Here is a 22,737-nt window from a genome sequence, read left to right as displayed (position 1 = left end):
TCATCATGGCAACGTATCAAACAACCATTGCTGAAAAACAGCTCGCCCTGGCGGACCGCATCGGTCTGCCAACAGTTCCGCAGCTTGCGGCCATCCATACCAGAGCCGGGGTCCATGTGGCTACGGCGGAATTCACGATGCCCGCATCCGTGGCGGCCGATGACCTGATCGCCATCTGCAATGTTCCCTGCGGCGCCCGCGTGCTCCCCCAGCTTTCCCACATTATTTCCGAAGGTGTGGGGACGCTGCAGCTGACCGTAGGCACGCAGGACATGGCGGATGCTTATTCCGCCTCCCTGACCGTAACCGCGGCCGGAACCTACCAGCTGACGAAGGGTTCCCTGGCGGTTTCCGGCAAGCCGATGGATTCCACGACGATGCTTTATGCGAAGGTGGGCGGCACGCCGGCAGTAACCGCCGGCAAGAAGCTTGTCTTTGCCATTGCCTACGGCATTCAGTAATTCTTCCTCGTTGGTTTGTCCATAGGGCCGTCCCTGCAAGGGGGCGGCCCTTTTTCGCTCTCCCCGGCAAAAAGTAGTGACACTCGGCAACTTGCGCCAGCTTTCACCCTCCATTTATATTGGAAGGCAAATGAAGAGGATTTCCTTCAACGGGGGCGAGGTTTCGCCTGGGATTGCCGCGCGTCCGGATTTGGATGTATATCATCGGGGGGCGTCGGTATTGGAGAATGTGGATGTCTCCCAAACGGGTGGAGTTTCCCGCCGGCACGGCATGAAGAGGGTGATGGCCGCGCTGGAAGGGTCCATGATGGTGTCCTACGTGTATTCCGCCAGTGATCGTTATCTTGTCGAGGTAAGTCCAGCCCTGCTCCGCGTCTTGTCCGTCGATGGCGATGTGGTGGCTTCCCTTCCTTCCGTTTGGACGGCGGCCGACATTGCATCTCTGCGGCACAAGCAGGTCAACAGCATGCTGTTTCTGGCTTGTCCCTCACACGAGCTCATGGTTCTCAAGCGGGATGACGACGGCACGTTTTCCCTGGCTCCCTATGAGTTTAAGGCCCGCCCCTGGCGGTATGAGGAGTACCGGGATTTCCCGGTTCGGCTGACGCTGGATGACGGATGCTACAGGATTTCTTTCGGTGATCATTCCGAGGATCCCGATGCCGTCACCAACGAAGGGGACGTGATGCGCATCCAGGTGACGGTGCCCCAGCAGACCGGGTACAGTACAGGGGCGGTCATCCGCCAGGGCTGGGTGATTGCCAAGGCTTTTACCACGGCCAGTGCCTTCACCGCCGGCAAGAAGCTGTGCGTGAATGAGGGGAGTTACTGGTCCTGGTGGACATGCGACAAGGATTTCAACGGGGCAACCCACTACGTGGACGGCCTCACCTCTCCGGCGGATTACCCGGACCATTTCCACAAGGGTGTCATTTGCCATTCCAACACGATTACCTGCAAGGGCACGTGGAAGTTCTGGTGCAATAAAGAATGGTACGGAACCTACGCTATAGAGCGCCGCTATCCGGAAGAGGACTGGCAGCTGCTCGGTTCCTCCACTTCCAGGATTGGAGCGGCATCCAATTTACAGATTACCGGGGACGAGGCGGGCGAAGAATGCTACCTGCGCCTGATGCTCTATGAGTCCCAGCTTTCCAACGCTTCCGACCCCAGCCAGGGGTTCCCCGCTGACGCCTGCGGCAATAAGCTGGTGGTGGACGCCTACCGCAAGGACGTGGTGCTGCAGCTGCGTTCCGGCGCCCGTCCGGCCACCGTGCAGCGGTTCACGATTCCGGCAACTCCGACGCTGCGGCATTACCTGACAAGTACGGCATCCTCCATCAAGGCAAGCCGCGTGTGGGTGGATGATGTGGAGATGACGGGAGCTTCCGCCGTGCTGACGCTTGGCAAGGCCGGCATTGATGTGACGCCCAGGGGGATTCCTGCGGATGATCTCGCCGACGGGCAGACGGTCCGCTTTGGGTGGACGGAGCCACGCAAGACCGGGCGCATTGCCCTGGACGCCCGCGGGATGCGGACGGTTTACCTTCCTGCAGGAGCAAAATTTGACGTGAACCTGGGGGCGGACATCTACAACAGGGGACGCGGCGCGGTGGTCAAGCTGACGGCTTATTCCGCTGCGGATGTGCAGTACACAACGCTATGGGAGAGCAAGACAGATGTTTATACCACGCCTTCCAGCGGGTTTTATACATTTCGGATCACCCTCAATAATGGGAGCACCCTGGAGGCTGCCGAGTGCCAGGCCGAGCTTTCCGGCGTGGCTTCCGGCGTCGTCAAGCCGGAGGTCCAGGAGGATGCGCCCGCTCCGGCTTCCGTGTCCACCTGCGACGTGCTGCGCTTTTCTCTGCCCCTGGAGCCTACCGCCAAGGCTCATTTTTCCAAGTCCGGGGTGCCCTCCATCAAGGCGCTGGTGATGGATCAGGGCCGCTGGACGTTCCAAGGTTCTGTCCTCGTGGATGGAGATAACCTGGTCATCAAGCCCAAAGGGCTGACAACGGACGATCTGGTCAAAGGGCAGACTGTCCGTGTCGAGTGGGATGTGGCCGCCGAGAATTTTTCCATCGGAGCCAACCAGCAGACCGGCTCCCGATGGGTGACCCGGTTCTTGCCGGCAGGGACGGTCGTCAAATTGAAAGGGTACATCTGGATGTACGCCGGCCAGCGCAACGAGCAGGCCGCCATGGTCGGTAAGTATTTAAGTTGGACCCCCAACAGCGGTTCTCACAGCATTTCCACGCACACGACCCTTGCCGGTTCCTGGACGGTTCCGGAGGATGGCTTTTACCTGGTTTACCTCCCCTTTGTCAATGCGTTTTCCAGCGTCATCCAGTGGCCGGCGGCTTCCGCAGCGATTCCTGCTTGTGTAGGACACTTGGAGGGAGAGGTAACGGACTTGACGGCCTCCGCGGAGTATTCCTTGTGGGACAATGTGTCCACGATTCCGGAGGGCGTCCCCCCATCCGGGGAGTCCCTGATGTGGAGTTTTGCCGCGTTCCGGGACGTCTACGGGTTCCCTTCTCTGGTGGATGTATTCCAACAGCGCCTTGTCCTGGCTGCCACACAGGCCCAGCCGCAGACGGTGTGGTTGAGCAAGACCGATGACCTTAACAATTTCGAGGTGGGCAAACAGGATGACAGCGCCTTGGCTCTCACGCTTTCCACGACGACGCAGAACCGGATTTGCTGGCTGATGGCCCAGTCCAGCCGCCTGTTGCTGGGAACAGCGGATGCCGAGTGGGCTGTTTCCGGTGGTCAGGGCGTGATGACTGCCACCAACGCGCGGGCGGACAACCACGGCTTTGTGGGATCCTCCGACGTTCCGGCCATGATGGCGACTGACAAGGTGCTGTATATTGAGCGCGGTGGTGGCCGCGTGTACCAGTACGGGTACGATTACGAGTCCGACGGGTACGTTTCCCGTGACCTGACCGTGTTTGCCGATCATGTGCTGGCCCAGGGCGGCGGCGTTACTTCCGGAGATTTCATGAGAAAGCCCCATCCGCGTGCCGTGATGACTCTGGCGGACGGCACGATGGCCTTGATGACCTACAATTCCATGCATCAGGTTCATGCCTGGCACCGGCACAGGACCGAAGGCAGGATGTCCAACGCCGTGGTGCTGCCCAACGGGACCGGGGAGGATTTGCTGTTCGTCATTGCGGAACGCGAGGACGGCCGGTTTATTGAGGTGTTTGACCCGGACGGCCCGTTCGTGGATGCAGGGAGCTGGGATTACACTTCTACCGTGGTGACGAACGCGCTGGATGTAGTGGAGTCCATGGGCAAGGACAGGCAGGCTGCAGCCGTGCGCGTATTTTTTGCTTCCGACACGGCGCCGGCGGGAATTGAGGTTTCCAATGACGGCTCCACCTGGGATCGGCTGGGAAAGACCAGGACGATGGAACGCGGATGGCATGAATTGCTCCCCGCTTCCCTGTGGCGGCGCGGCGTGCAGTTTGGCATCCGGGTTTCCGGGGACCGCCCCCTTGAGTTTTTAGCTATTGATACGCAATGACAGAGCCTGTTGAGACAAGACCTGACTGGAAGGAGCTGCTGGCCGACCGGTGGTGGAGGCTGAATCATCTTTACTGGATTGAGGACAAGGACGGGCAGATGGTGCGCTTCCGCCCGAACTGGGCCCAGGAGGAGCTTTTCAATAACCTCTGGTATCGCAATACTATCCTGAAGGTGCGCCAGCTGGGGATTTCCACGTTTTGCGCCATTTACATGCTGGACCTTTGCCTGTTCGGAAAGAACCAGCATTGCGGGATTATCGACAAGACGCTTCCGGATGGACAGGCAAAGCTGCGCAAGATCGCTTTCGCGTATGAGCATCTGGATTATTTGCCGGATAATCCGACGATGGAAGACCGGGCATTGGCTGCCTTGGGAAAGAAGATCAAGGAGAGCTGCCCGCTGGTGGAGAGCCGGACCCAGCGCATGGCCTGGTCTACGAACGGCTCCGTGGATGTGGGTACGAACCTGCGCGGTTCCACCCTCCAGTTCCTTCACATTTCCGAGTTTTCCTATACGGCCCTGCACGATCCGGCCCGGGCGAAGAAGATTCGGACAGGGGCTTTGAATGCCGTCGGGAAGAATAGCGTGGTGGTGATGGAGTCCACCCACGAGGGTGGCAAGGCTGGACTGGCCTACCAGTTGATGGAACAGGCCATGGAGGTGGTGGGCAAGCCTCTTTCCAGCCTGGATTTCAGGTTTTTCTTTTTCTCCTGGCTCCAGCATCGGGAGTATTCCCTGGACGGGGTGGAGCCGAGGCTGGACGATTTTTTGAGGGAGTATTTTGCCGATTTAAAGAAGCGCTACGGCATTGAGTTGACCGAGGGGCAGAAGGCTTGGTATGCCACCCAGTACAGGGCCAACGGGCCGGAGGTGAAGCAGGAGTTTCCGACGGTTCCGGAAGAAGCCCTTCAGACTTCCGTGGAGGGCGCCATTTACGGCAGGTGGATTTCCACCCTCCGGGCCGAGGGGAGGGTAGCCGCCGAGTTTGAAGCGGATGATGTGGCCCCGATTTATGCTTCCTGGGATTTGGGATTGAGCGATTTCATGGCTATTTGGCTCTGGCAGGTGATTGGCGGGAAGTATTACGTGCTGGATTACATTGCCGGGAATAACCAGGCGATTGATTATTACGTGGGGCAGATACGGATGAGGGAGAAGGAGTACGGCCCCATTACCCTGCACCTGCTTCCCCATGATGCGTCCAGGCGGGATTATTCCAAGACTTCCTTTGATGCCGTGCTGCAGAAGGCGGGGTTCCGCACGGCAATCGTGCCGCGTACGTCCGATATATGGACCGGGATTAACGCCCTGCGCAATATGCTGCGCTACTGCACGTTCCACGAGCGGTGCAGCCGGCGCCCGGAGATCGACGGGCAGAAGTATCCTTCCGGGATAGGTTCCCTGGAGTATTACCGCAGCCTGCCGCCGGGTTCCAACGGGTGCGTGAGGGAGATGCCGTTGCATGACGCCTGCTCCCACGGCGCGGATGCAGCCAGGACGTTTGCCGAAGCGGTGAGCCACGGGATGGTTTCCGGACATGCCGGGGTGGCGGAGAAGGTGAGGAGGCCGCATAAACGCCCTGATGCTCTGAGGGGAATGCTTTATTGAGAGAAGGGTTACTTCTTTCTGGTTCGAAATACGCTTTTAGGCAATCGCTCTGGTTTACAAAAGAAGCATTTACAGTATTTTCTGCTCGTGTAGTGCCTTACTCCAACCAAATCCGAACCAACACGATCTATTCTGGATAATAAAGGCTTTAGAAGAGCGTCTTCTCCAGTTTCTGCGTATCGTTTTAACGCATAAGCACACAAGTCAGCGATTTGCACCATACCTGTCAGGGTGCTGTCGACAAAGAGAGGTGTTTCTATGATATGATGAACTCCTGCCAGGAAGGTTCCTTTTTTATGGTAGGAATTCATGTTTTTCGTGTGTTGCTGAGCCACACTTGGGTTGTTGTCATGGATAATGAGTCCACGACGTTTACCCCTTCCGTCGTCCCTGTTTGAGATGCTTTTCAGGTATTTTTCTATACGAATAACTATTTGCTCAAATGACTGTGTTTTAGGAGTCAGGGCGGGCTTTCTCGGAGTGTATTCGTTTTTATCAATTATTTCAGCAAATATTCTGGCAGACGACCATTTCCCAACCATGCAGGATAATTCCTGAAGAAACCTCTGTCGCTCATAGTAAGTAAGGTGTATATAGGATTCCGTTTGAGAATAGTTCTTTTTATATTGCTTGTAGTCCTTTCCTTCAGATTTGCGTTTTTGAATGATTTTTTCACGCATAACTGTGACAGCTTCTCTTCTTTCTGCCGGTGTCATTTTCTCAAAATCCGCTATTTCCTCCTGCTCCTGGTAGTGGCGAACCATCCACCCGACATGGATCTCAGCTTCCGAAAGGCTGTAACTGGTCTTTAGTTGATTGATTTGCTTATCACATTTTGTCCATTTATCCACCGGAATGCCGATGGCAGCCAATACAAAATGATCGGAAACTCCCGGTATTTCCGGTGTTCCGGATTCATCAACGTAAAAGAGGAACATTGTTCTGAGAGATTTTTTAAGGACTGTAATTTTACAAAAAAAAAGCGACCAGGGTGGCCTGCCTAAGCAGGCGGCGAGTCGAACCGACTCTTCCCGGACGCACATTTATTTATACATACCAATTAGTTTTTGTCAACTATTCTACTCGGGTGTATGACGCGCGCATGAGATGCCTGTAAATCACCTCCGGCAAAAAGTAGTGACACTCGGCAACTTGAACGAAGTGCGCCCTCATGCGATTTTTGAGGGATGGACAAGCTGACGTTTTTTTCACAGTGCCTTTCCCTGCTGGGGGAACAGGAGTATGTGCTTGATTCTCCTGCGGCCAGAACGTGCGATTTGTGGTTTCCCTCCGTGATGCTGGAGGCGGTGTCTTACGGGCCGTGGTCGTTTGCCACGAAGGAAACCGTATTGGAATGCCCGGAGAAAGATGGACGGTTTACAGTGCCGGAGGATTGCCTGAAGCTGTTGAAGGTGGATGCCAGGCATTGGCGCATGTCCGGCCGCACGGTAATTTGCGAGGAGAGCCATTCTCTCCTCTATGTGTGGTATTTGTCCAATGATTTGGCCCTGGCGGAGACGCTGCCGGACAATGCGCCAATGTTTGTGGAGGCCGTGAAGTGCCTGCTGGCCGCCAAGATGGCTACGACGGTGACGGGCAAGCCGCAGAATGTGGGCGTGTTCCTGGATTTGTACAGGCGCTACATTGCCGACGCCCTCCACCACGACGTGAGCCAGCGGGGAAGCAATGACCAGCATCCGTTGATGGATATTTTAAACCGTTCCATTTTATAGGGTTATGGGAAGCATTGGTTCATACGCGACGAATAAGGGCAACGCGAAGAGCGCCCTGGCGCAGGGACGTGCGGCGAGGGATGCCGCTTACGTGAACGCAGCCAATACGGAAGCCGAGTCCGCTTCCGCTCTGCGTCTCACTGCCGAGAATATGGCTACGGCCAGGCGCAACCAGACGGCCGCCACTGCTTCGGTGCGCGCCGCCCGCGGGGCGTCCGGCCTGACGACGGAGGGAAGCGGACTGCAGGCGGAGCTTACGACCGCAGAGATTTTGGAAAAACAGATTTCCGATATGTCCCTGGGGGCGGCTATCAATGACCAGAACAAGCGCCATGAGGCGGCCATGCAGCGCTGGGAGGGAGACGCCACGTTGGTGAGTGCGCAGAACCAGGCGGCGGCTTACAGGTCCGCGGCGAATGGAGCCCTGGTTTCCACGGGGATTCAGGGGTTGGGCGCGCTGGCCGGAGGCATTGGCGCCGGGATGGGAGCGTTCGGTTCCACGACAGCCGCGCAGGGAGCTTTTGCCGGGTTTAACCTGGGAGGGCTGGCCGGCAGCGTGTTTCCCGGTTCCACGGCAGACCCGCGCCTGGGCATGATGGAGCTAGGGGCCTGGGCGGCGAGTCCGGCCAAGAGTGATTTCAGTTTTTATAACTATACACAGAAGTGGAATCCTTACCGGAGCATGGGATTATGAATGCTTTTGATGCGACCGTGACCGCTTATGCGGAGGTGGGCCGGGATTTGTGGACGGATGTGAAAGATTGCGCTTCCCTGGGGCTGGCGTTTGTTTCCCCGGATGAAGTGTGCCTGGCCCTGCCTGCCGACCAGCTGGAAGAGTTGAGTTTCCCTCCCGAAGAGGTTCCTCCACTTCCGGAAGGGTGCCTGTTTGTATGGTGGGCCGCCGGGAAGCCGCGGGAACTGGCCCGCCTGGCTCGGCAGTTTGCCGGGAGAGGGTTCACGCATGTGGCCTGGCAGCGTTTTTTGCGCGGCCCGAAGGTGCATGTTTTTCCCATTGATCAACTTACCAATAACACGAAACGATGAAAGAGATTCCTTTATACGGAGGGCCGTCCCTGCAGGCGGCCAAAGCGAACCCCGGAACTGCGGCTAATGCCGCCAACGGGGACCAGGGTCAAATGCTGGGCGCCTCCATCCACAAGGCCGAACAGGGCTTGCAGGGAAGCGCCGAGGCGTTTTCCAGGATTTCCGATTTCGGAGAGATGCAACGGCAGGAGGTAGAGCTACGCCGCATACGGGACGAGTCCGACGCCGAGTTTTCCAAGTTGCTTTCCTACGCTCCAGGGACCAAGGATAGTGTTTTTGACAAGGATGGCTCCATTATCAAGGGACGTCTGGATGATCTGGCTTACAAGTTCGGACAGCGGATTGAGAATTTGGGCGGGACGTTTTTCAACCCGGAGAGCGCCATCAAGGCACGGGGTATGATGGAGTCCGTGAAGGCGAGTCTGCCGGAACGCTATTGGGGGCTGGCTGCCAAGCACCAGTTGAGTGTTGCCAGGCAGGCTTTTGATACCAATTTGAAGCTGGCCGAAGAGAAGGAAGATTGGGGTGGGTATGAGTCTTCCATTTCAAATGCAGAGCACTCCAACACCATTTCCCCTGAAAAAGCAGAACTTCTGCGTGTTAAAGGGAGCAAGGTCAGATATGAAAAGCAACAGGAGAATTTAAAGACGGCCTTGTTTTCCAGCGTTGCCGCCGACCCTGTTCATGCAGCGTCTTCCGTCAACAAGGGGCTCTACAATGACCTGAATCCTCTTGACCTGGACCGGGCCAAACGCGAGATACGCCGCCGGCTGGCCGATATAGCTACACCCGCCCCTCTAACCGCAGAGGACCGCCGCAATATTCAGGAGAAGAATATTGACGCCCTGAAAAAACAGCTTCCCAACGGAGCCACCGAACAGATGTGGAAGTGGGCCCGCAATGCTCAAAAGAACGGAGGCCGGATCACGGAACAGGACAAGGTGGAGATACGGGGAGCTTTCAGCATGGAGCTGGATAAACTGCCTGTCCCCAAGGACCGGGATGAGGCAAGACAGATTGCCACCCGAACCATACAGAAGTGGTCCAAGCTTGGCGCTTATGATGGAAATGAGGAATACATCCGCGCCGTGGTGATGGATAAGCTGGATTCCCGGCTGGATGCCGCCAAGGGAGCCCGCAGGAATGACATCGGGCTGGTGCTGCGCCATATTCCGGACGGGGCGTATATCCCGAACAGGTCCGCATCTGTTGAGGATGCGTACAAGAAAGGCGACCGAAAGAAGATTCAGGAGAAGGAGGCTGCCAGAAATTTGGTGGAAAGCCAGATTGAGGAACATGTCCGCGTCCAGATGGCATATTGGCGAGAACGGAATCCTGAAGCGAGCATTCATGATGACCGGATGCAGATTTTCCTGCTTGCCGCCGAGAAGGCCAAGGATCTGAACGAATACGATCAGCAGAAGAATTTGAGTATCGTAGATAAGTCCAGGGAGATTTCACGCGCTTTCGACAGCGAAGCACAGGTAGGAGATACCAGAGAGAGGGAACCGGATTCAGGGCAGGATTTCATCGACCGGAAGAACAAGGAGTGGAAGGACTACCAGGAGAATCAGGTTCCCTACACGCCGCAGGTGGAGGTCGGGAAAGACAGCGCTCCCCTGGCCGTGCCCATGTCCTTTGTGGCTGGCAGGCGCGCCGGGGCCTATGTGCCCAGGGAGATGTACCAGAAGCTTGTCCAGAAGTATGGAAGCCGCCCCTGCCTGAAAGCCACCATGGACCAGTCCAAAGCCTATAATGAGGTTCCGGTGGTAGGGTTTTACGAAGGCCCCAACAGGGGAATTGAGCTTTCCGGCGACGAGTACGGCAACCGCCTGATCATGCTCGCAGGAGACAAGGGGAATGCGACCGTCCGTTTCGCCCCCGAAGAGGTGCCCGGCATGATCGAGCCCGGCAATATTGATTTGAGCGCCCGCCCCGTCGTCCGCCATGCCGACGGCTCCATCAGCACAGTGCGTTCCATTTCCGTGGAGATGGACGGGAAGGAGTACCTGATTCCTACCGTTTCCGAGGACGGCAAGGTTCTTTCCGAAGACGATGCCGTGAAGCAGTTCAAGAAGACGGGTAAACACCTGGGCGTGTTCGATTCTCCGGAGGATGCCACCGCGTATGCCCGACAGCTTCACGAGGACCAGGAGAGTCTTTATGCTCCGCAGCAGGGGGCGGCCGATGTGCTGAACCAGCCCGTTTCCTCCCCGCAGAAGGCCGCCCAGGTTCTTTCCCCGGCTCTTCAGCAGTACGAGTCCGCCTTCCGGCGGGCCGGGGAGAAGTACGGCGTGGACCCTGATTTGCTGATGGCTATTGCCATCCATGAAACGGGCAACGGAACCAGCTCCGCTTTCCGGAATAAGAAAAACGCCATGGGCGTGAGTCCGAACGGTGGAGGTCCGCGGTCATTTGAGACGGTCGAGGCCGGTATTGACTACATGGCCCGGCAGCTCGCCCGCAATTATCTGGGCCAGGGGCTGACGACGATTGCCGCCATCGGCAAGAAGTACGCCCCGCCCGGAGCGTCCAATGACCCCAGAGGACTGAATTCCCACTGGGTGAAGGGAGTTTCCGAATATTATTTCCAACTTAAAGCTTAACTAATTACTATGTTTGAAACAGACTTTTTCCCACTGGCGCAGGATGCGAAGCATTCCAACCTGCTTCCCGATTCCCTTGACCATTTACAGGAGAATACCGCTTCCCCTTCCTTGCAGGATTGGGGACAGGCGCCGAGTTCTCGGAAGCTTCCGGAGTTCAGGCCCGATGAAAGCCGCCTGAAGGTATTTTCAGCATTGGCCCTGGGGGATGACGCCGATGACGAATCCAAAAGGCTGGTGAAGGCGGAAGGCTACCAAGCCCCGGCCACGCCGGACGAAGAAGCATGCCTGGGGCTGGATGTGTGCGTTTCGCTGTTTGGTCTGGACCAAGCCGCCGACCCGTATTTGTATTGGGCCCGGCAAGGCAAGGAAGCGCCGCGGTTCAAGGATATGGGGGGTGCCCACCGCGCTGTGTGGCAGGATTTTTCCGAGAGAACACGCGTGGAGGATGCCGCCTACAAGGAACGGGTGAAAAGAGTCCAGCAGGAACAGGAAGAAATTTCCCGCCGGATGGTGGATTGCGTAGCCGGGAAGGAAGGCAACTGGGATGCGTGTCCTGCTGATTTGTTGAAGTATGCCGAGAGGCCGCAGGAGGCTGCCGATTCCATCATGCGGGCGCGGCGGGCGTATGCTTTTGTCGAGAGGCGCGGGTTTGAGGATGTCTGGCGTTCCGACGCTCTGGACATGGCCGATCTGCTGACGGTGAATGTCAACGGAAATGAGGTGCTGGACCAGCAGGCGTTGAGGCTGCTGATGACCGCGGTTGACCGGAAGGTTCAGGAGAGCCAAACAGACTCCACTTCTTTCTGGCGCAATTTGTACGGGAGCTTTGCCGATACAGTACGCGGCGTGGAAAGCCTGGGCATCAAAACGGTCCAAGCCGTGCGTGATGCGCCGGGCATGGAAGGCATGGAGAACCTGTATTCCAACACCGTGGCATCCGCACTGGGCATGAAGGGGACGTTTGATGGGCAAAGGCAGCTCTACGACCGTTACGAGCAAAGACGCGGGGCGCTGAATACGATGCAGGACATCATGCACGAGTTCGGCCAGCGGATGCGAGGCACGAGTCCCGATGCGTCCTGGTATGTCAAGGCGATCAATGGATCCGGGAATATTACCGGGCAGAGCCTTTCCTATATGGCTCCCGGAGGCTGGGCCCTGGCCATGGCCGGAGATATGGGGCATGCCGGGAATACCGCCGCCCGCAACGGGGATTCCCTGGTGGATGTGACTATTAACGGACTGCGGAATACGGTGGAAGAAAAAGGGTTCGGGGTGTTTTCCGTGTTTGGGCGCATGGGCGCCATCAACAAGCTGCTGACCAAGACGGGCACCGGCACTCTTGCAAGACTGGCCGCGAAGGTACCGGGGCGCACGTTTTTTGCCGGGACGAGAACCGGCAAGATGCTTTCTGCCCCGGCATTTGCCTACGTGGAAGAAATGGGAGCGGAACCCCTGGCTGGAGAGGTGTTCGAGTGGACGGCCCGGAAGTTGTCCGGGATGACGGGAATGGAGGTGAAGCCGAAGGATTTCGAGGTGGTGGGGCCCGTGCTTCAGGCAATGGGGGATGTGGAGCAGTCCGGCGGGTGCGCGTTGTTTGTGGCGGCCATGGCCGCCGGCCACGCTCCGAGGATGAAGCAGGAGGTGGCGGCGTTCGTGACGGATGCCCAGCAGGCCCAGCTGGCCGGGTACACGAAGAAGCACGCCGAAGAGATGGCGTCTTTTTCCACCGTGGAGCACAAGGCGGCTCTGGCCCAACGTTATTTCGAGACTGATATTTTGAAGGATCCCGAAGGAGCCGCCGAACGGGCGCAGAAGGCCGGCGCCGAGCTGGCGGACCGGCAGGAGGCCCGGCTGTACCAGATGTCCGGCGCTCTGGACAAGGTGCTGGAGAAGGCCCACATTGGCCGCATCCGCAAGCTGGAGGGAACGGACAGGTACGAAGTGAGCTTGCGGGAGGGCGCTGTAGTGAACGGCGTGGAGATGGAGGAAGACAGGACCGTGGAGATGAGCGAGGAGCAGACGGATGCTCTTGTTCAAGTAGTGCTGCAAGGAGCCTATCTGAATGGGGTTCGCATGATGCAGGATGCCGTGCTTGGGAATGCCGTCGTTTCAGAAGCCGGGAAGATGGATTTTATTGAGACGCTGGATATGCTTTCCGAGGAAGCGCCTGCGGAGTACCGAAGAGCGGCGGCCGAAACCGGAGGGATGACCGTTCCCGGGTTCATGGATGTAGCCGCCCGTGCCCAAGCACGGATTGACGCGATTGTCCGGGAAGAGGGCGTGTCCCTCCAGGAGGCCAGAAGCAGGACGGATGCCGAAGTGATGGGGAAAGTACAGCTTGGTTCTATTGCCGATTTGGCGGCGGCTTTTGAGAGGCGTCTTGAGCAGGGGGTGCGTTCCGGTGAGATAACGAGGGAAAGGTCCGAGGAGATCAGGAGCGGCACGACGGCGGCCAGCGCCGCCCACCGGTTCACGATGGCGGCCGACCCGGGAAGTTCCCTGCTGCTTTACGCCGGAGGCCATGCCCGGACAGCCAACGTGATGGAGGATGTGCAGGAGTCCGCCCTGGTCCATTACATGAACCTGACCGGGAAGGACTGGCAGGATTTGTGGGAGCATTTGCAGGCGGCGGACGCCGTGCTGGGAAGGTATGGCGTGAGTCTGGGGACGTATGAAGGTCCTGCGCATGATGCCTCGGACGTGGTGGAGAGTTTTTCCAGCCTGTCCCTGTCTTCCTCTCTGGCGGATATTGAGAACCTGCCCGTGCCCCAGTGGGTGAAGGACACCGCAGAGTTCGCTCTGAAAAATCTGGAGGATTCCGCCCGCATCATGCGCGTTGGAGAACAATGGAATGAGTTTGCAGCTACAGACGAGGGAAAGAAGTTCATGGAAGAACATGGAGGTTTGGCAGACGCTCTAAAAGCTGTGGGCGTGAGTACGGAGAGCGTTTTCCGCCAGGCGCGGATGGATGCCGCGCAGGGGCTGGATGTGGAGATGGTGCACGCGGACCTTGCTTCCCGCAGGGCTCCGGGGGATTTCACGATGACGCTGGGTGAGCTGGAGGCGCTGGAAGAGTCCATGGCGCAGATGGATGCCGCGGAGGATGTGGAAGATACCGCGGAAGAGGAGGCGGGAACGGATCCCGTGACTGGCATTACCGGGAATCCAGCATCCCCCGCTCCACTGGTGGAGGATGCCGGAGGCGCCCTAGAAGGGGTGGGAGAAGAGGCCGAACACGATGAAGAGGCTGGCGCTGGGTTCCGCGACCATGCGTTTGTGCGGGTGGCGCCGGATTGCGTGTTTGCCCAGGTGCGGGTGGATTCCCTGGCCCTGGCTCCGGACGTGGAACAGTTCAAGCAGGGAGATCATAATGAACGCGGAGCCGTGAAGGGGCGCGAACTCCAGGGACGGTTCCGGGAAGATGCCCAGCCCATTTCCGTCTGGCGGCGCAGGGATGGAGCCCTGCATGTGATTACCGGACGGCACCGGTTTGATCTGGCCGCACGCGACGGGGTGGAGTTTATTCCGGCCTATGTGTATCAGGAAGATGAGACGCATGACGCCACCTGGGCAAAGATGCACGACGTCGGCCAGAATATGCTGGACGGCCAGGCGTCCGCGCTGGAAGTGGCCTTTTTTGTCAGGAATTCCGGAATGAGCCGGGAGGAGATGGAGGCGCAGGGGTATTTGCGCCCCGGGTCGGCCAATGTGATGGGCTGGGATATTGCCACCCTCGCCGGAGATGAAGTGTTTACCCGCCTGAAAAACGGGGTGATTACGGATAACGAAGCATGGAAGGTATGCCACTTGTCCGGAATGGAGGCGGGGCAGATGCTTGCCATGCAGTTGCGCGAGAAGGGGAAGTCGTGGGATTACGTGGCAGCCTATGTGAAGGAGGCTGACCGGGTGGCTGCGGAGAAGTCCCGGGAGGGTGAGGCGTTTGATCTATTCGGCAACGATACGTCCTGGCAGGAGGATTGCGAGAAGGTAGCCCGCTTTACGGCCCGGGGGATTGCCCTGATTACCGAACGCCTGTCCCTCCTGAAGAAGTCCAGAGGAATCAGCCGGCGGAAGGATTTGGCGGGCAGGATGGGCATCCGTCTGGAGACGGACGCAGACTTGAATGCGGCCATTCATGATTTGGAAAGAGCCAAGGGGGCATGGCAATCCCATGACCCGGCGCTGCGCCTTCATGACCGCGCCCTTGCCTGGGACGGCACGAGTGAAGTGAATCCGTTCGAGCATGTGCCCGTTTCCGGGGCGACGTTTTCCGTGGTTGCCATGGACAGTTCCGGATCTGTCCTGGGGCCGGAGACGTTCGTCACCCGGGAAGACGGAAGTCCTGATTGGTTTGTGGTTCCGCGTCGTAAGGGGCAGCCCGCCATGCCGGTGCGGCTGCTGGTGGGGTCCGATGTTGGGGAACACCGCGGTTATGGACTGACCCATATCCTGGCTTCCCGCGGGTTTTCTTTCTGGCAAGACCGTTCCCCGGAACGCTATATCAGTTCCATTCTGACGAATGTGAGCGAGCTTTACGAGGTGGCGCCCGGTCGTGAGCTACTGGTCAAGGGCAGGCAGCCTTCTTCATGGATGCTACTGCAATTGGACCGGAAGGACGGGTTTTATTCCATTGTCTCGGCTTATCCAGTGCGGCAGGGCAAGAAGCCACTCGGAAAGAAGCTCCCCCTTGCAGAGCGACAACCTGCAAACGCGAATAGCGGCACCGCGCGCCTAGGTCCAGGATCAGCAAGCAAGGCCGCTCTGCCGTCCCAATCCGCTGGCGGGGGAGATGTTTCTTCCTTACCACAAGGGGCCAAGGTTGTCAACGTGAATGAAGTGGAATGCCGGTTTGACGACGGCGCCATTGTTCCGGCAACGTTTTCCGTGGTTGGTTCGAATGCCAAGACATGGATCAAGTACACCAACCGTGCTTTTGAAGGGCGTGACGACGGCAAGATGCGGGCGGAGATTGATGCGAGTCAGGCAAGCTTGAAGACTCCGGAGGGTTTTTCGTTCTTGAGCATGTTTGATGAGTGGTCCAAGGGAATGGGGTACAGGAAGAATCCCGTATGGCGCGGGCGCCTTGAGGATGTACTGAATTTTGATGAGCTGTATGAGGCTTATCCATCTTTGCGGAAGATGTATATTTTGGCGTACAAGAATAGAAAGGATTCAGCCCGTGGTTATTATGATTCCGAAGAACGCTCCATTGCGATCAATCTGGCCCACATCGGGCCGATAGGGACGCAGCTTTCCACTCTTTTGCATGAGGTTCAGCACGCCATTCAGGATATTGAAGGCTTTGCCAGAGGGAGTAGCCTGGATGAGAGTGGGAGCCTTGATGGCTATGCGCGTTCCGCTGGTGAGATTGAGAGTCGGAATGTGCAGAGGCGTATCCTGTGGGACGGAGAACGCAGGGAGTCAAAGCCGTTCAATGAAACACTGGAATATCCTGGTGAGGCGATTGTGTCTTTCTCTATCGCGAATGCGCAGGAGCAGGGTCTGTTCCGGGATGGGCATCTGGAAGCAGGAAATGCAGTTATTACAGAACCGGGTGTGACGTTTTCCATTACCGCCCTGCATGCCTCCCCTTATTCTTTTCGGAAGTTCACCACGGAGGAAATGGGGAGAGGCGAGGGAGCACAGGCGTATGGATGGGGGCTGTATTTTGCAGAGCATCAGGAGGTAAATAAAGCCTACATGAACCAGTTTGCGCAGGATGTGGCGACATGGAGGTTCAAGGATTTGGAGGCTTCCAACGTGGATGATATGGCACGAGGATTACGCGATAGAATCAAACTTCCGGAGAATATCAGTCGTGTAGCTATGGATAGTGCACTAGATACGGTGTATGCCGTTCTTGGCGATTTATCTGATGCCAGAGGAGACAAGAAGAAGATAGATGCCATTAAGGATAAATTGAGGGAGGATATACGCGTTAATGAGAATTATACGAAAAATTACCCCGATACGAAAAACCTGAACGATGCAGAAAATGTAGTTTGTCAGTTTTTGGTTGACCATCTGGATGAAATAGAAGTTGCTGCTGGCAGTCCGTCCAACTACCGAGTAGAACTGAATGTTGATGAGGGTAGTTTGCTGGGCTGGGAGTACATGGAACGCGACATTGAAGAGTTGTTGAGTTCCTCTCCGGTGGAGGCGGTGAGGTACGCCGTTGAATATGCCAGAAATGTGGCCGGTGCCCGTGGCGAGGATGTAAGCGGCAAGGGTATTTATGTCGCGCTGGTTGACGCTTTCTGGGATGGAGGGGATGATACTAAACAGGATGCTAAAAAGGAGGCGAGTCTTGCTTTGCTGGAGGCCGGAATCAAAGGGATTAAATACGCAGACAGTCTATCCCGCGGAAAGTTGCAACAGACGTATAACTATGTGATTTTTGACGAGAATGACATCAAGATCACGGAGTTTGCGGATGAAAGTACGGGTGGCGCGTGGAAGGGTTACACAGATCCGGAGGCAACTTTCTCTCTTGCTACAGAAGAGAGTATTTGGGTGACGCTGGAACGGGAAGCGCGGAAGAACCGTCTGGAGGTGCTGTGCAGCCAGACGGCAAAAGCACTGGAGACATGGCGCCGGGTTTGTGCGTCCAACAAGTTGAAGCCAGGCGACGGAGCGGAGGCTTTCGGGAAGGTGATGGCCGTGGTGGCGTCCATTTACAAGACGTTGCCGGAGGGGTACAGGTTCGGCCTTTATCCCTACATGAAAGCCGCCGAGAATCTTGCCACCCGTCTGGAGGACGGACAGACATGGCTTTCCGATGAGCTGAAGAAGGAGACGCTGATGGACGATACCAGCGAGCGCATGGATGCCGTGATCGACAAGCTGCTGGCCCGCACGCTGGAACAGGCGGACCGGTATGCCATCGACCAGATGCGGACGGAGATGGTTGCCCGCATCAAGGCCGTGCAGCCGACGAAGAAGGCCAGCGGGAAGTTTAACAAGGGCAAGTTGAGCGCGGAGGATTACAGGCATCTGCACGGGATAGTCGCCATGATGAATACGGACCAGGAGGCGAAGGAGAAGCGGATGCTGGAGCTGGAGGGCGTGCTTTCCAGCAACCAGTCCACCGAAGAGGAACGGGATGCGGCCGAGCTGGAATTGAAGGATTGGCACACGTTCGGGCATTTGGCCGGGATGGGACTGGAGCAGACGCGCGCCTGCGTGCGCGCCCTTGCCCTGTTTATTACGACGGGGCGGACAGCCTGGTCCGCCAGGCTGGACGAGGAGAGGCGGCGGACGAAGTTCAAGGCCGAGAAGATTGTGGAAGGGCTTGGGCAGGCCACGCCCCAGGGAGGGCGTGACGCGGAAGAGGATGCGAAGGCGTCCACGAAGACGAAGGTAGCCAAGTACCTGAAGTACGGCTTGCAGTCCTATTCCCAGATGTTGAATGGATGGAGGAAGATTCCCGCCCTGCGCGCTCTGGCGCATGCCGAGGTTACTGCGATTGCCGAAGCAAATGTGGCGTTGAGGAATATGAAGCATACCCGGGACCGGGAGGTGACGGCCCTGGTCAAGCGGTGTTTTGGCGTTCAACGCACCAGGGACGTGGCAAGAGTTCTTTCTGATTTCAAGAAGACCGGGGATTCCGGCGTGGTGTTGAATCCGCTGGTGAAGGTGGAGCGCACGGTGAGGATCGCCGAGGCCCGCGAGTGGGTTGGTCTGTCTTTTGAAGAGAGGGAGGAGCGCCGCAGGGCGATCAAGAAGGAGTACAATGACCGGGGGCTTTCCGACGATAAGGCATCCGTGCCGGAAGCGCTTATTCCGGAGATGCGCCGACAGCTTGCCGAGCTGGACGAACTGGTGAAGGCCGGAGACGGACGGGCCAGGAGAAGGAAGAATATTACGGCGAAGGCGGAGGTAGTCCGTCCGGGCAGGAAGGGAGAGACGTTGAAGGTTTCCCGTGCCCAGGCGATGTATGCCATTTTACTTTATGAGCAGGCCGAGTACGTGGAGACGATGCGGAATGAAGGCATTGGAGAAGCGGAGGTTGCCCGCCTGCGCGAGTTTGTTGGCGCCGAAGGGCTGGCGTTCGGCTATGGTCTGCGGGAGCTGATGAACCGGCAGGGAAAGCTGCTGGCCCGCGTGTATGAGGAGCGGGAGGGGGTTCCCTTCCCCGCGGTGGAGAATTATTTCCGGGCCGTGTTCCGGGCGGACCACAAGCTTGATACGAAGGCGTCCTTCGGGGAGCAGACGAATGCCGTGGCCGGCGGGGCGAAGTACGGGATGCTGATTCCCAGGCGGAAGCACAATTTACACCTGGCCTGGAATATGGATTGCGAGGCCGTGTTCCAGGCAGCGAGCGCCGAGGTGGAGAATTATATTTGCACGGCGGATATTACTTCCCGCTGGCGCGGCATCCTGGCGGACAAGGAGGCGGCAGCGTCCTTGAAGGAGCATATGGGACGCCACGGGATTGATTCGCTGCGGCACTGGCTGGACGTGATCGACGGGGCCGGAGTGATGGAGGGGGGTGCCCTGCTGGCCGGGGCCCAGGCGACGAGCCGCTTCCAGAGCGCCAAGGCGGTGGCTCTTCTGGCCTGGAACGTGCTGACGATGATCAAGCAGACAAGCGGCCTGATGCACGGGATGTTTGCCGGGGAGGTGGGCATGGGTAGTTTCCTGCTGCATCTGGGGCAGACGATGTCCATGACCGGACGCATGGGTGTGTTTGAGATGATGAAGACGGAGGCTTTCCGGGCGAGATCCAATGACGCGCAGGCGGAGCTGGTGAGCCAGTTGATGGGGTATGCTTCCGACCAGAATTACACCGGAGCGATTCGGTTTTCCATGGCCGGCATGAGGGCTATTGAGAAGATGGACGTGTGGAGCAATGCCGTGTCCATGGCTGCCCTGTATAATGCAAAGTGGGCCGAGCTGGAGGAGGCCGGTAGAAGGACCGGCTCCCCGATGACGGAGGAAGAGATGCACGCCTTGTGCATGCAGAGCGTGACCAGGGCGCTGGAGCTGGTGGCCCAGCCGCTGACGCAAAGCCAGAAGAGCATGCTGGGGACTTCCACCAGCCTGTTTGCGAAGATGGCCTGTTTCATGAGTTCCGAGGTGCTGAATAAGGTCGGGATGATCGTGTCCCATGTGAGCGCCGGGAATTGGGGGCAGGCTCTTGCTCTATATGGTGTGATGTCCGTTGCCGAACAGACGGTGATTGCCCTGTGGCATGCCCTGCTGGATGACGAGGACGAGTGGGAGAAGAACGGAGGATGGTTTGGTGCCATGCTGGGGGCTCCCGTTGCCATGATTGGTGGCGTGCCGATGCTGGGCGCGGCGGTGGAGTTTGGCTACAAGCAGGCGACTGGCCAGCGCATTTACGTGGGCACCGCATCCGGAGTGATTGATTATTCCGCGATTCACCGGGCGGCTAGGAATACGTGGAAGACTGTCACCGGAGACAAGAAGATGACGTTTGCCGATTGGGCGGAATTGATTCTGCTGGATGCCAAGGCAGCCGCCTATGTGGCCGGAGCGGGCACCGGGAGCCGAAACAAGGCGGTTGATTCCGTGGCCTCCTGGCTACTGTCCGTGGCTGGAGTGGCGAATTTATCCAAACCTGGGTTCAAGTTGGCGGAATAAGATTGAATATTAAGGAGTGTACGGTGTATGTAGAGTTTACCATGCGCGCTTTGCTCTACACTTTTTCCATACTTTTTACTACTTTATCCCACGGAATAGATCGTCCTTTGACAGACTTTTTCCCACTGGCGCAGGATGCGAAGCATTCCAACCTGCTTCCCGATTCCCTTGACCATTTACAGGAGAATACCGCTTCCCCTTCCTTGCAGGATTGGGGACAGGCGCCGAGTTCTCGGAAGCTTCCGGAGTTCAGGCCCGATGAAAGCCGCCTGAAGGTATTTTCAGCATTGGCCCTGGGGGATGACGCCGATGACGAATCCAAAAGGCTGGTGAAGGCGGAAGGCTACCAGGCCCCAGCCACGCCTGACGAAGAATATGATTTAGGAATAGGCGTATTCACTGCTTTATTTGGAGTAGAGAACATTAAATATCCATGGCTTTATTGGAAGGGCCAAGGAAAGGAAGCTCCTATATTCAATAACTCTAAAGAAATTTTTCGTGCTGTTTGGAATGACTTTTCAAACAAAGTGCGAAATGCTCACAAAAGACGTATTAATGATGTATGGAGGCGTATTAAGCAAGAAAAGTACAATACGGAATCTCCTTCTGAAGCTCTTATGTTGCATTTTAAAAGTGTCGTGAAGAATAACCCTGGGCAGGCATGGCTGGATATTCAGTCTGGCGCATATCGCCAATTTGGAAGCACTTTCAAGGAGAAAGCAATTCGTGAAATAGTTACAGAAATAAAATATCATATTAAAACTGATGAAAAGAAGAAAGCCATGCTTGACGCAGTAGCTTTAGACGCTCTAAAGCCACGCAATCTATGGAAAGATGAAACAAAATTCTTTGAAAAGCATCGAGATGTTGCAGGCGTTTTTGTAGTTAAAGTTATACTTGGAGATAAATTTTTAGACTATCCTTATTGCTATTGGATTATGCAGGCGAAACCTATTCCTGAATATGAAACAACATATCACGCACTGGCTGATATATGGGAAGATTATAAGCAACAAGTACAACTATTAGATTTGAAGAAAGCGCAATAATGCCATTTCATAAAAAAGCCCCCTGGCCCGAAGGCCAAGGGGCGAAGCAATCTAACGTAAAGGTGTGTAATATACCATAAAAGATACAAATTGCAACACGTTTATCATTATTTCGGTATTTACGCCTTTTCCCACTTGTCGAGGGTCTCCACGTACACGCCGGATATCTTCCCGCCGTCCATCGGCTCGATGTCGCCAAACTCCGGATTGAGTGGGTGCAGGGTGTACTCCAGCTTCCCTGTTTCCGGATTCTTTTTCCGGACCAGCTTTTTGAGAGTGACTCCCCGTTCATCATAATATTCGACAATGGTTCCGACCTTGGGGATGGGCGGTATAGTGTGCTTACGCATTACAACCAGGGAGCCGTCCATGATGATCGGTTCCATACTCTTGCCTTCTACTCGCAGTATGTATTCATTTTTACCAAGCGGCCGCGTTGATTTGATAGCATAGGGAACAGTGTCTCCTGCCTGTAGGCCGCCGGCGGCGATATTGCCAATCACGTTCAGAGAGTAACTTTGGTTATTTATGGTGGCCACAGCTGGCAATGAATCAACCGGGGAAAACTGCTTAAGGGAGACCACTTTTTCTTTGATTGCGTTTTGGAAATACTCCTGAGCGGCGTTTGCAAGAGCCTGATTAACAAACTGGATGAAGGTTTGCTTACTGGAAGCCAGTATCTTAGAAATAGCTTCCCATTCTTCATCCGTGAAATCAATTGTGATACCTGAAATAGGGTTTCTCCCACTTACTTCATTCATTAGGCGTTGAATGAAAAGGAACTTAGCTGTGGGAATGTGTCCCTTAGAAAACCAGTTTTTGACCGCCCCTTCTGAAACGTGGCATTGTTCGGCAAGCCATGAGTAATGTTTTTTTTGGGACTTGAGCCAGCTTTTCACTTCTGCGAGGTCTTGCTTCATATGAAACAAGAGTAATATTTTTATGACTAAATGTCAATCTATTATGGGGAAAGGTAATAAAAAACAACTTTCCCTCTTGATTAGAAGTCATCTTTTTATTACTTTGAGTTCACCAACTCTGAGAAAATGTGAAAACAAACAACCACCATAGCGGACTTTTTAAT

At 56.4% G+C, this 22,737-nt stretch carries 11 protein-coding genes; 9 read left to right on the top strand and 2 right to left on the bottom strand.

The window, feature by feature from the left end; genetic code table 11:
• Positions 1-5: 5 nt before the first annotated feature.
• The 3 genes from M8N44_RS06810 (at position 6) to M8N44_RS06800 (ending at position 5,609) form a co-directional block, all read left to right on the top strand.
• On the top strand, positions 6-461 hold the full coding sequence (locus tag M8N44_RS06810; RefSeq protein WP_102731746.1) for a hypothetical protein: 456 nt from the start codon (positions 6-8) through the stop codon (positions 459-461).
• A gap of 271 nt (positions 462-732) precedes the next feature.
• On the top strand, positions 733-3,999 hold the full coding sequence (locus tag M8N44_RS06805; protein ID WP_249853062.1) for a phage tail protein: 3,267 nt from the start codon (positions 733-735) through the stop codon (positions 3,997-3,999).
• The gene (locus M8N44_RS06800; RefSeq protein ID WP_215709493.1) at positions 3,996-5,609 is read left to right on the top strand and encodes a hypothetical protein; all 1,614 of its coding nucleotides are present in this window, start codon (positions 3,996-3,998) and stop codon (positions 5,607-5,609) included. Before M8N44_RS06805 ends, M8N44_RS06800 begins: the two co-directional genes overlap by 4 nt.
• An 8-nt stretch (positions 5,610-5,617) precedes the next feature.
• On the opposite strand, the gene M8N44_RS06795 is transcribed toward M8N44_RS06800, so the two are convergent.
• Positions 5,618-6,547, bottom strand: a complete 930-nt coding sequence (locus M8N44_RS06795; RefSeq protein WP_215709494.1) for a DUF3800 domain-containing protein — start codon at positions 6,545-6,547, stop codon at positions 5,618-5,620.
• Between the two features lie 249 nt (positions 6,548-6,796).
• Between M8N44_RS06795 and M8N44_RS06790 the strand changes: the two genes are divergently transcribed.
• Genes M8N44_RS06790 through M8N44_RS06765 form a run of 6 tightly spaced genes read left to right on the top strand, consistent with a single transcriptional unit; the run spans position 6,797 to position 21,653 of the window.
• Positions 6,797-7,342, top strand: a complete 546-nt coding sequence (locus M8N44_RS06790; RefSeq protein WP_215709495.1) for a phage connector family protein — start codon at positions 6,797-6,799, stop codon at positions 7,340-7,342.
• A 4-nt stretch (positions 7,343-7,346) separates the two neighbouring features.
• A complete protein-coding gene (locus tag M8N44_RS06785; RefSeq protein ID WP_215709496.1) occupies positions 7,347-8,036 on the top strand; it encodes a hypothetical protein in 690 nt (229 codons plus the stop codon).
• A complete protein-coding gene (locus M8N44_RS06780) occupies positions 8,033-8,386 on the top strand; it encodes a hypothetical protein (RefSeq protein ID WP_215709497.1) in 354 nt (117 codons plus the stop codon). The genes M8N44_RS06785 and M8N44_RS06780 overlap by 4 nt, the downstream gene beginning before the upstream one ends.
• Positions 8,383-10,992, top strand: a complete 2,610-nt coding sequence (locus tag M8N44_RS14115) for a glucosaminidase domain-containing protein (RefSeq protein ID WP_215833360.1) — start codon at positions 8,383-8,385, stop codon at positions 10,990-10,992. Before M8N44_RS06780 ends, M8N44_RS14115 begins: the two co-directional genes overlap by 4 nt.
• 9 nt (positions 10,993-11,001) lie before the next feature.
• Complete coding sequence (locus tag M8N44_RS06770) at positions 11,002-20,604, top strand: hypothetical protein (RefSeq protein ID WP_215833359.1); 9,603 nt, start codon at positions 11,002-11,004, stop codon at positions 20,602-20,604.
• A 41-nt stretch (positions 20,605-20,645) separates the two neighbouring features.
• Complete coding sequence (locus M8N44_RS06765; RefSeq protein ID WP_215833358.1) at positions 20,646-21,653, top strand: hypothetical protein; 1,008 nt, start codon at positions 20,646-20,648, stop codon at positions 21,651-21,653.
• A 119-nt stretch (positions 21,654-21,772) separates the two neighbouring features.
• Here M8N44_RS06765 and M8N44_RS06760 read toward each other — a convergent pair whose 3' ends face one another.
• Positions 21,773-22,573, bottom strand: a complete 801-nt coding sequence (locus tag M8N44_RS06760) for a S24 family peptidase (RefSeq protein WP_215833357.1) — start codon at positions 22,571-22,573, stop codon at positions 21,773-21,775.
• Positions 22,574-22,737 lie beyond the last annotated feature (164 nt).

The sequence above is a fragment of the Akkermansia massiliensis genome (assembly GCF_023516715.1).
Taxonomy (GTDB): domain Bacteria; phylum Verrucomicrobiota; class Verrucomicrobiia; order Verrucomicrobiales; family Akkermansiaceae; genus Akkermansia; species Akkermansia massiliensis.
Note: the sequence above shows the minus strand (reverse complement) of the source record. Positions and strands in the feature narration are given on the sequence as shown.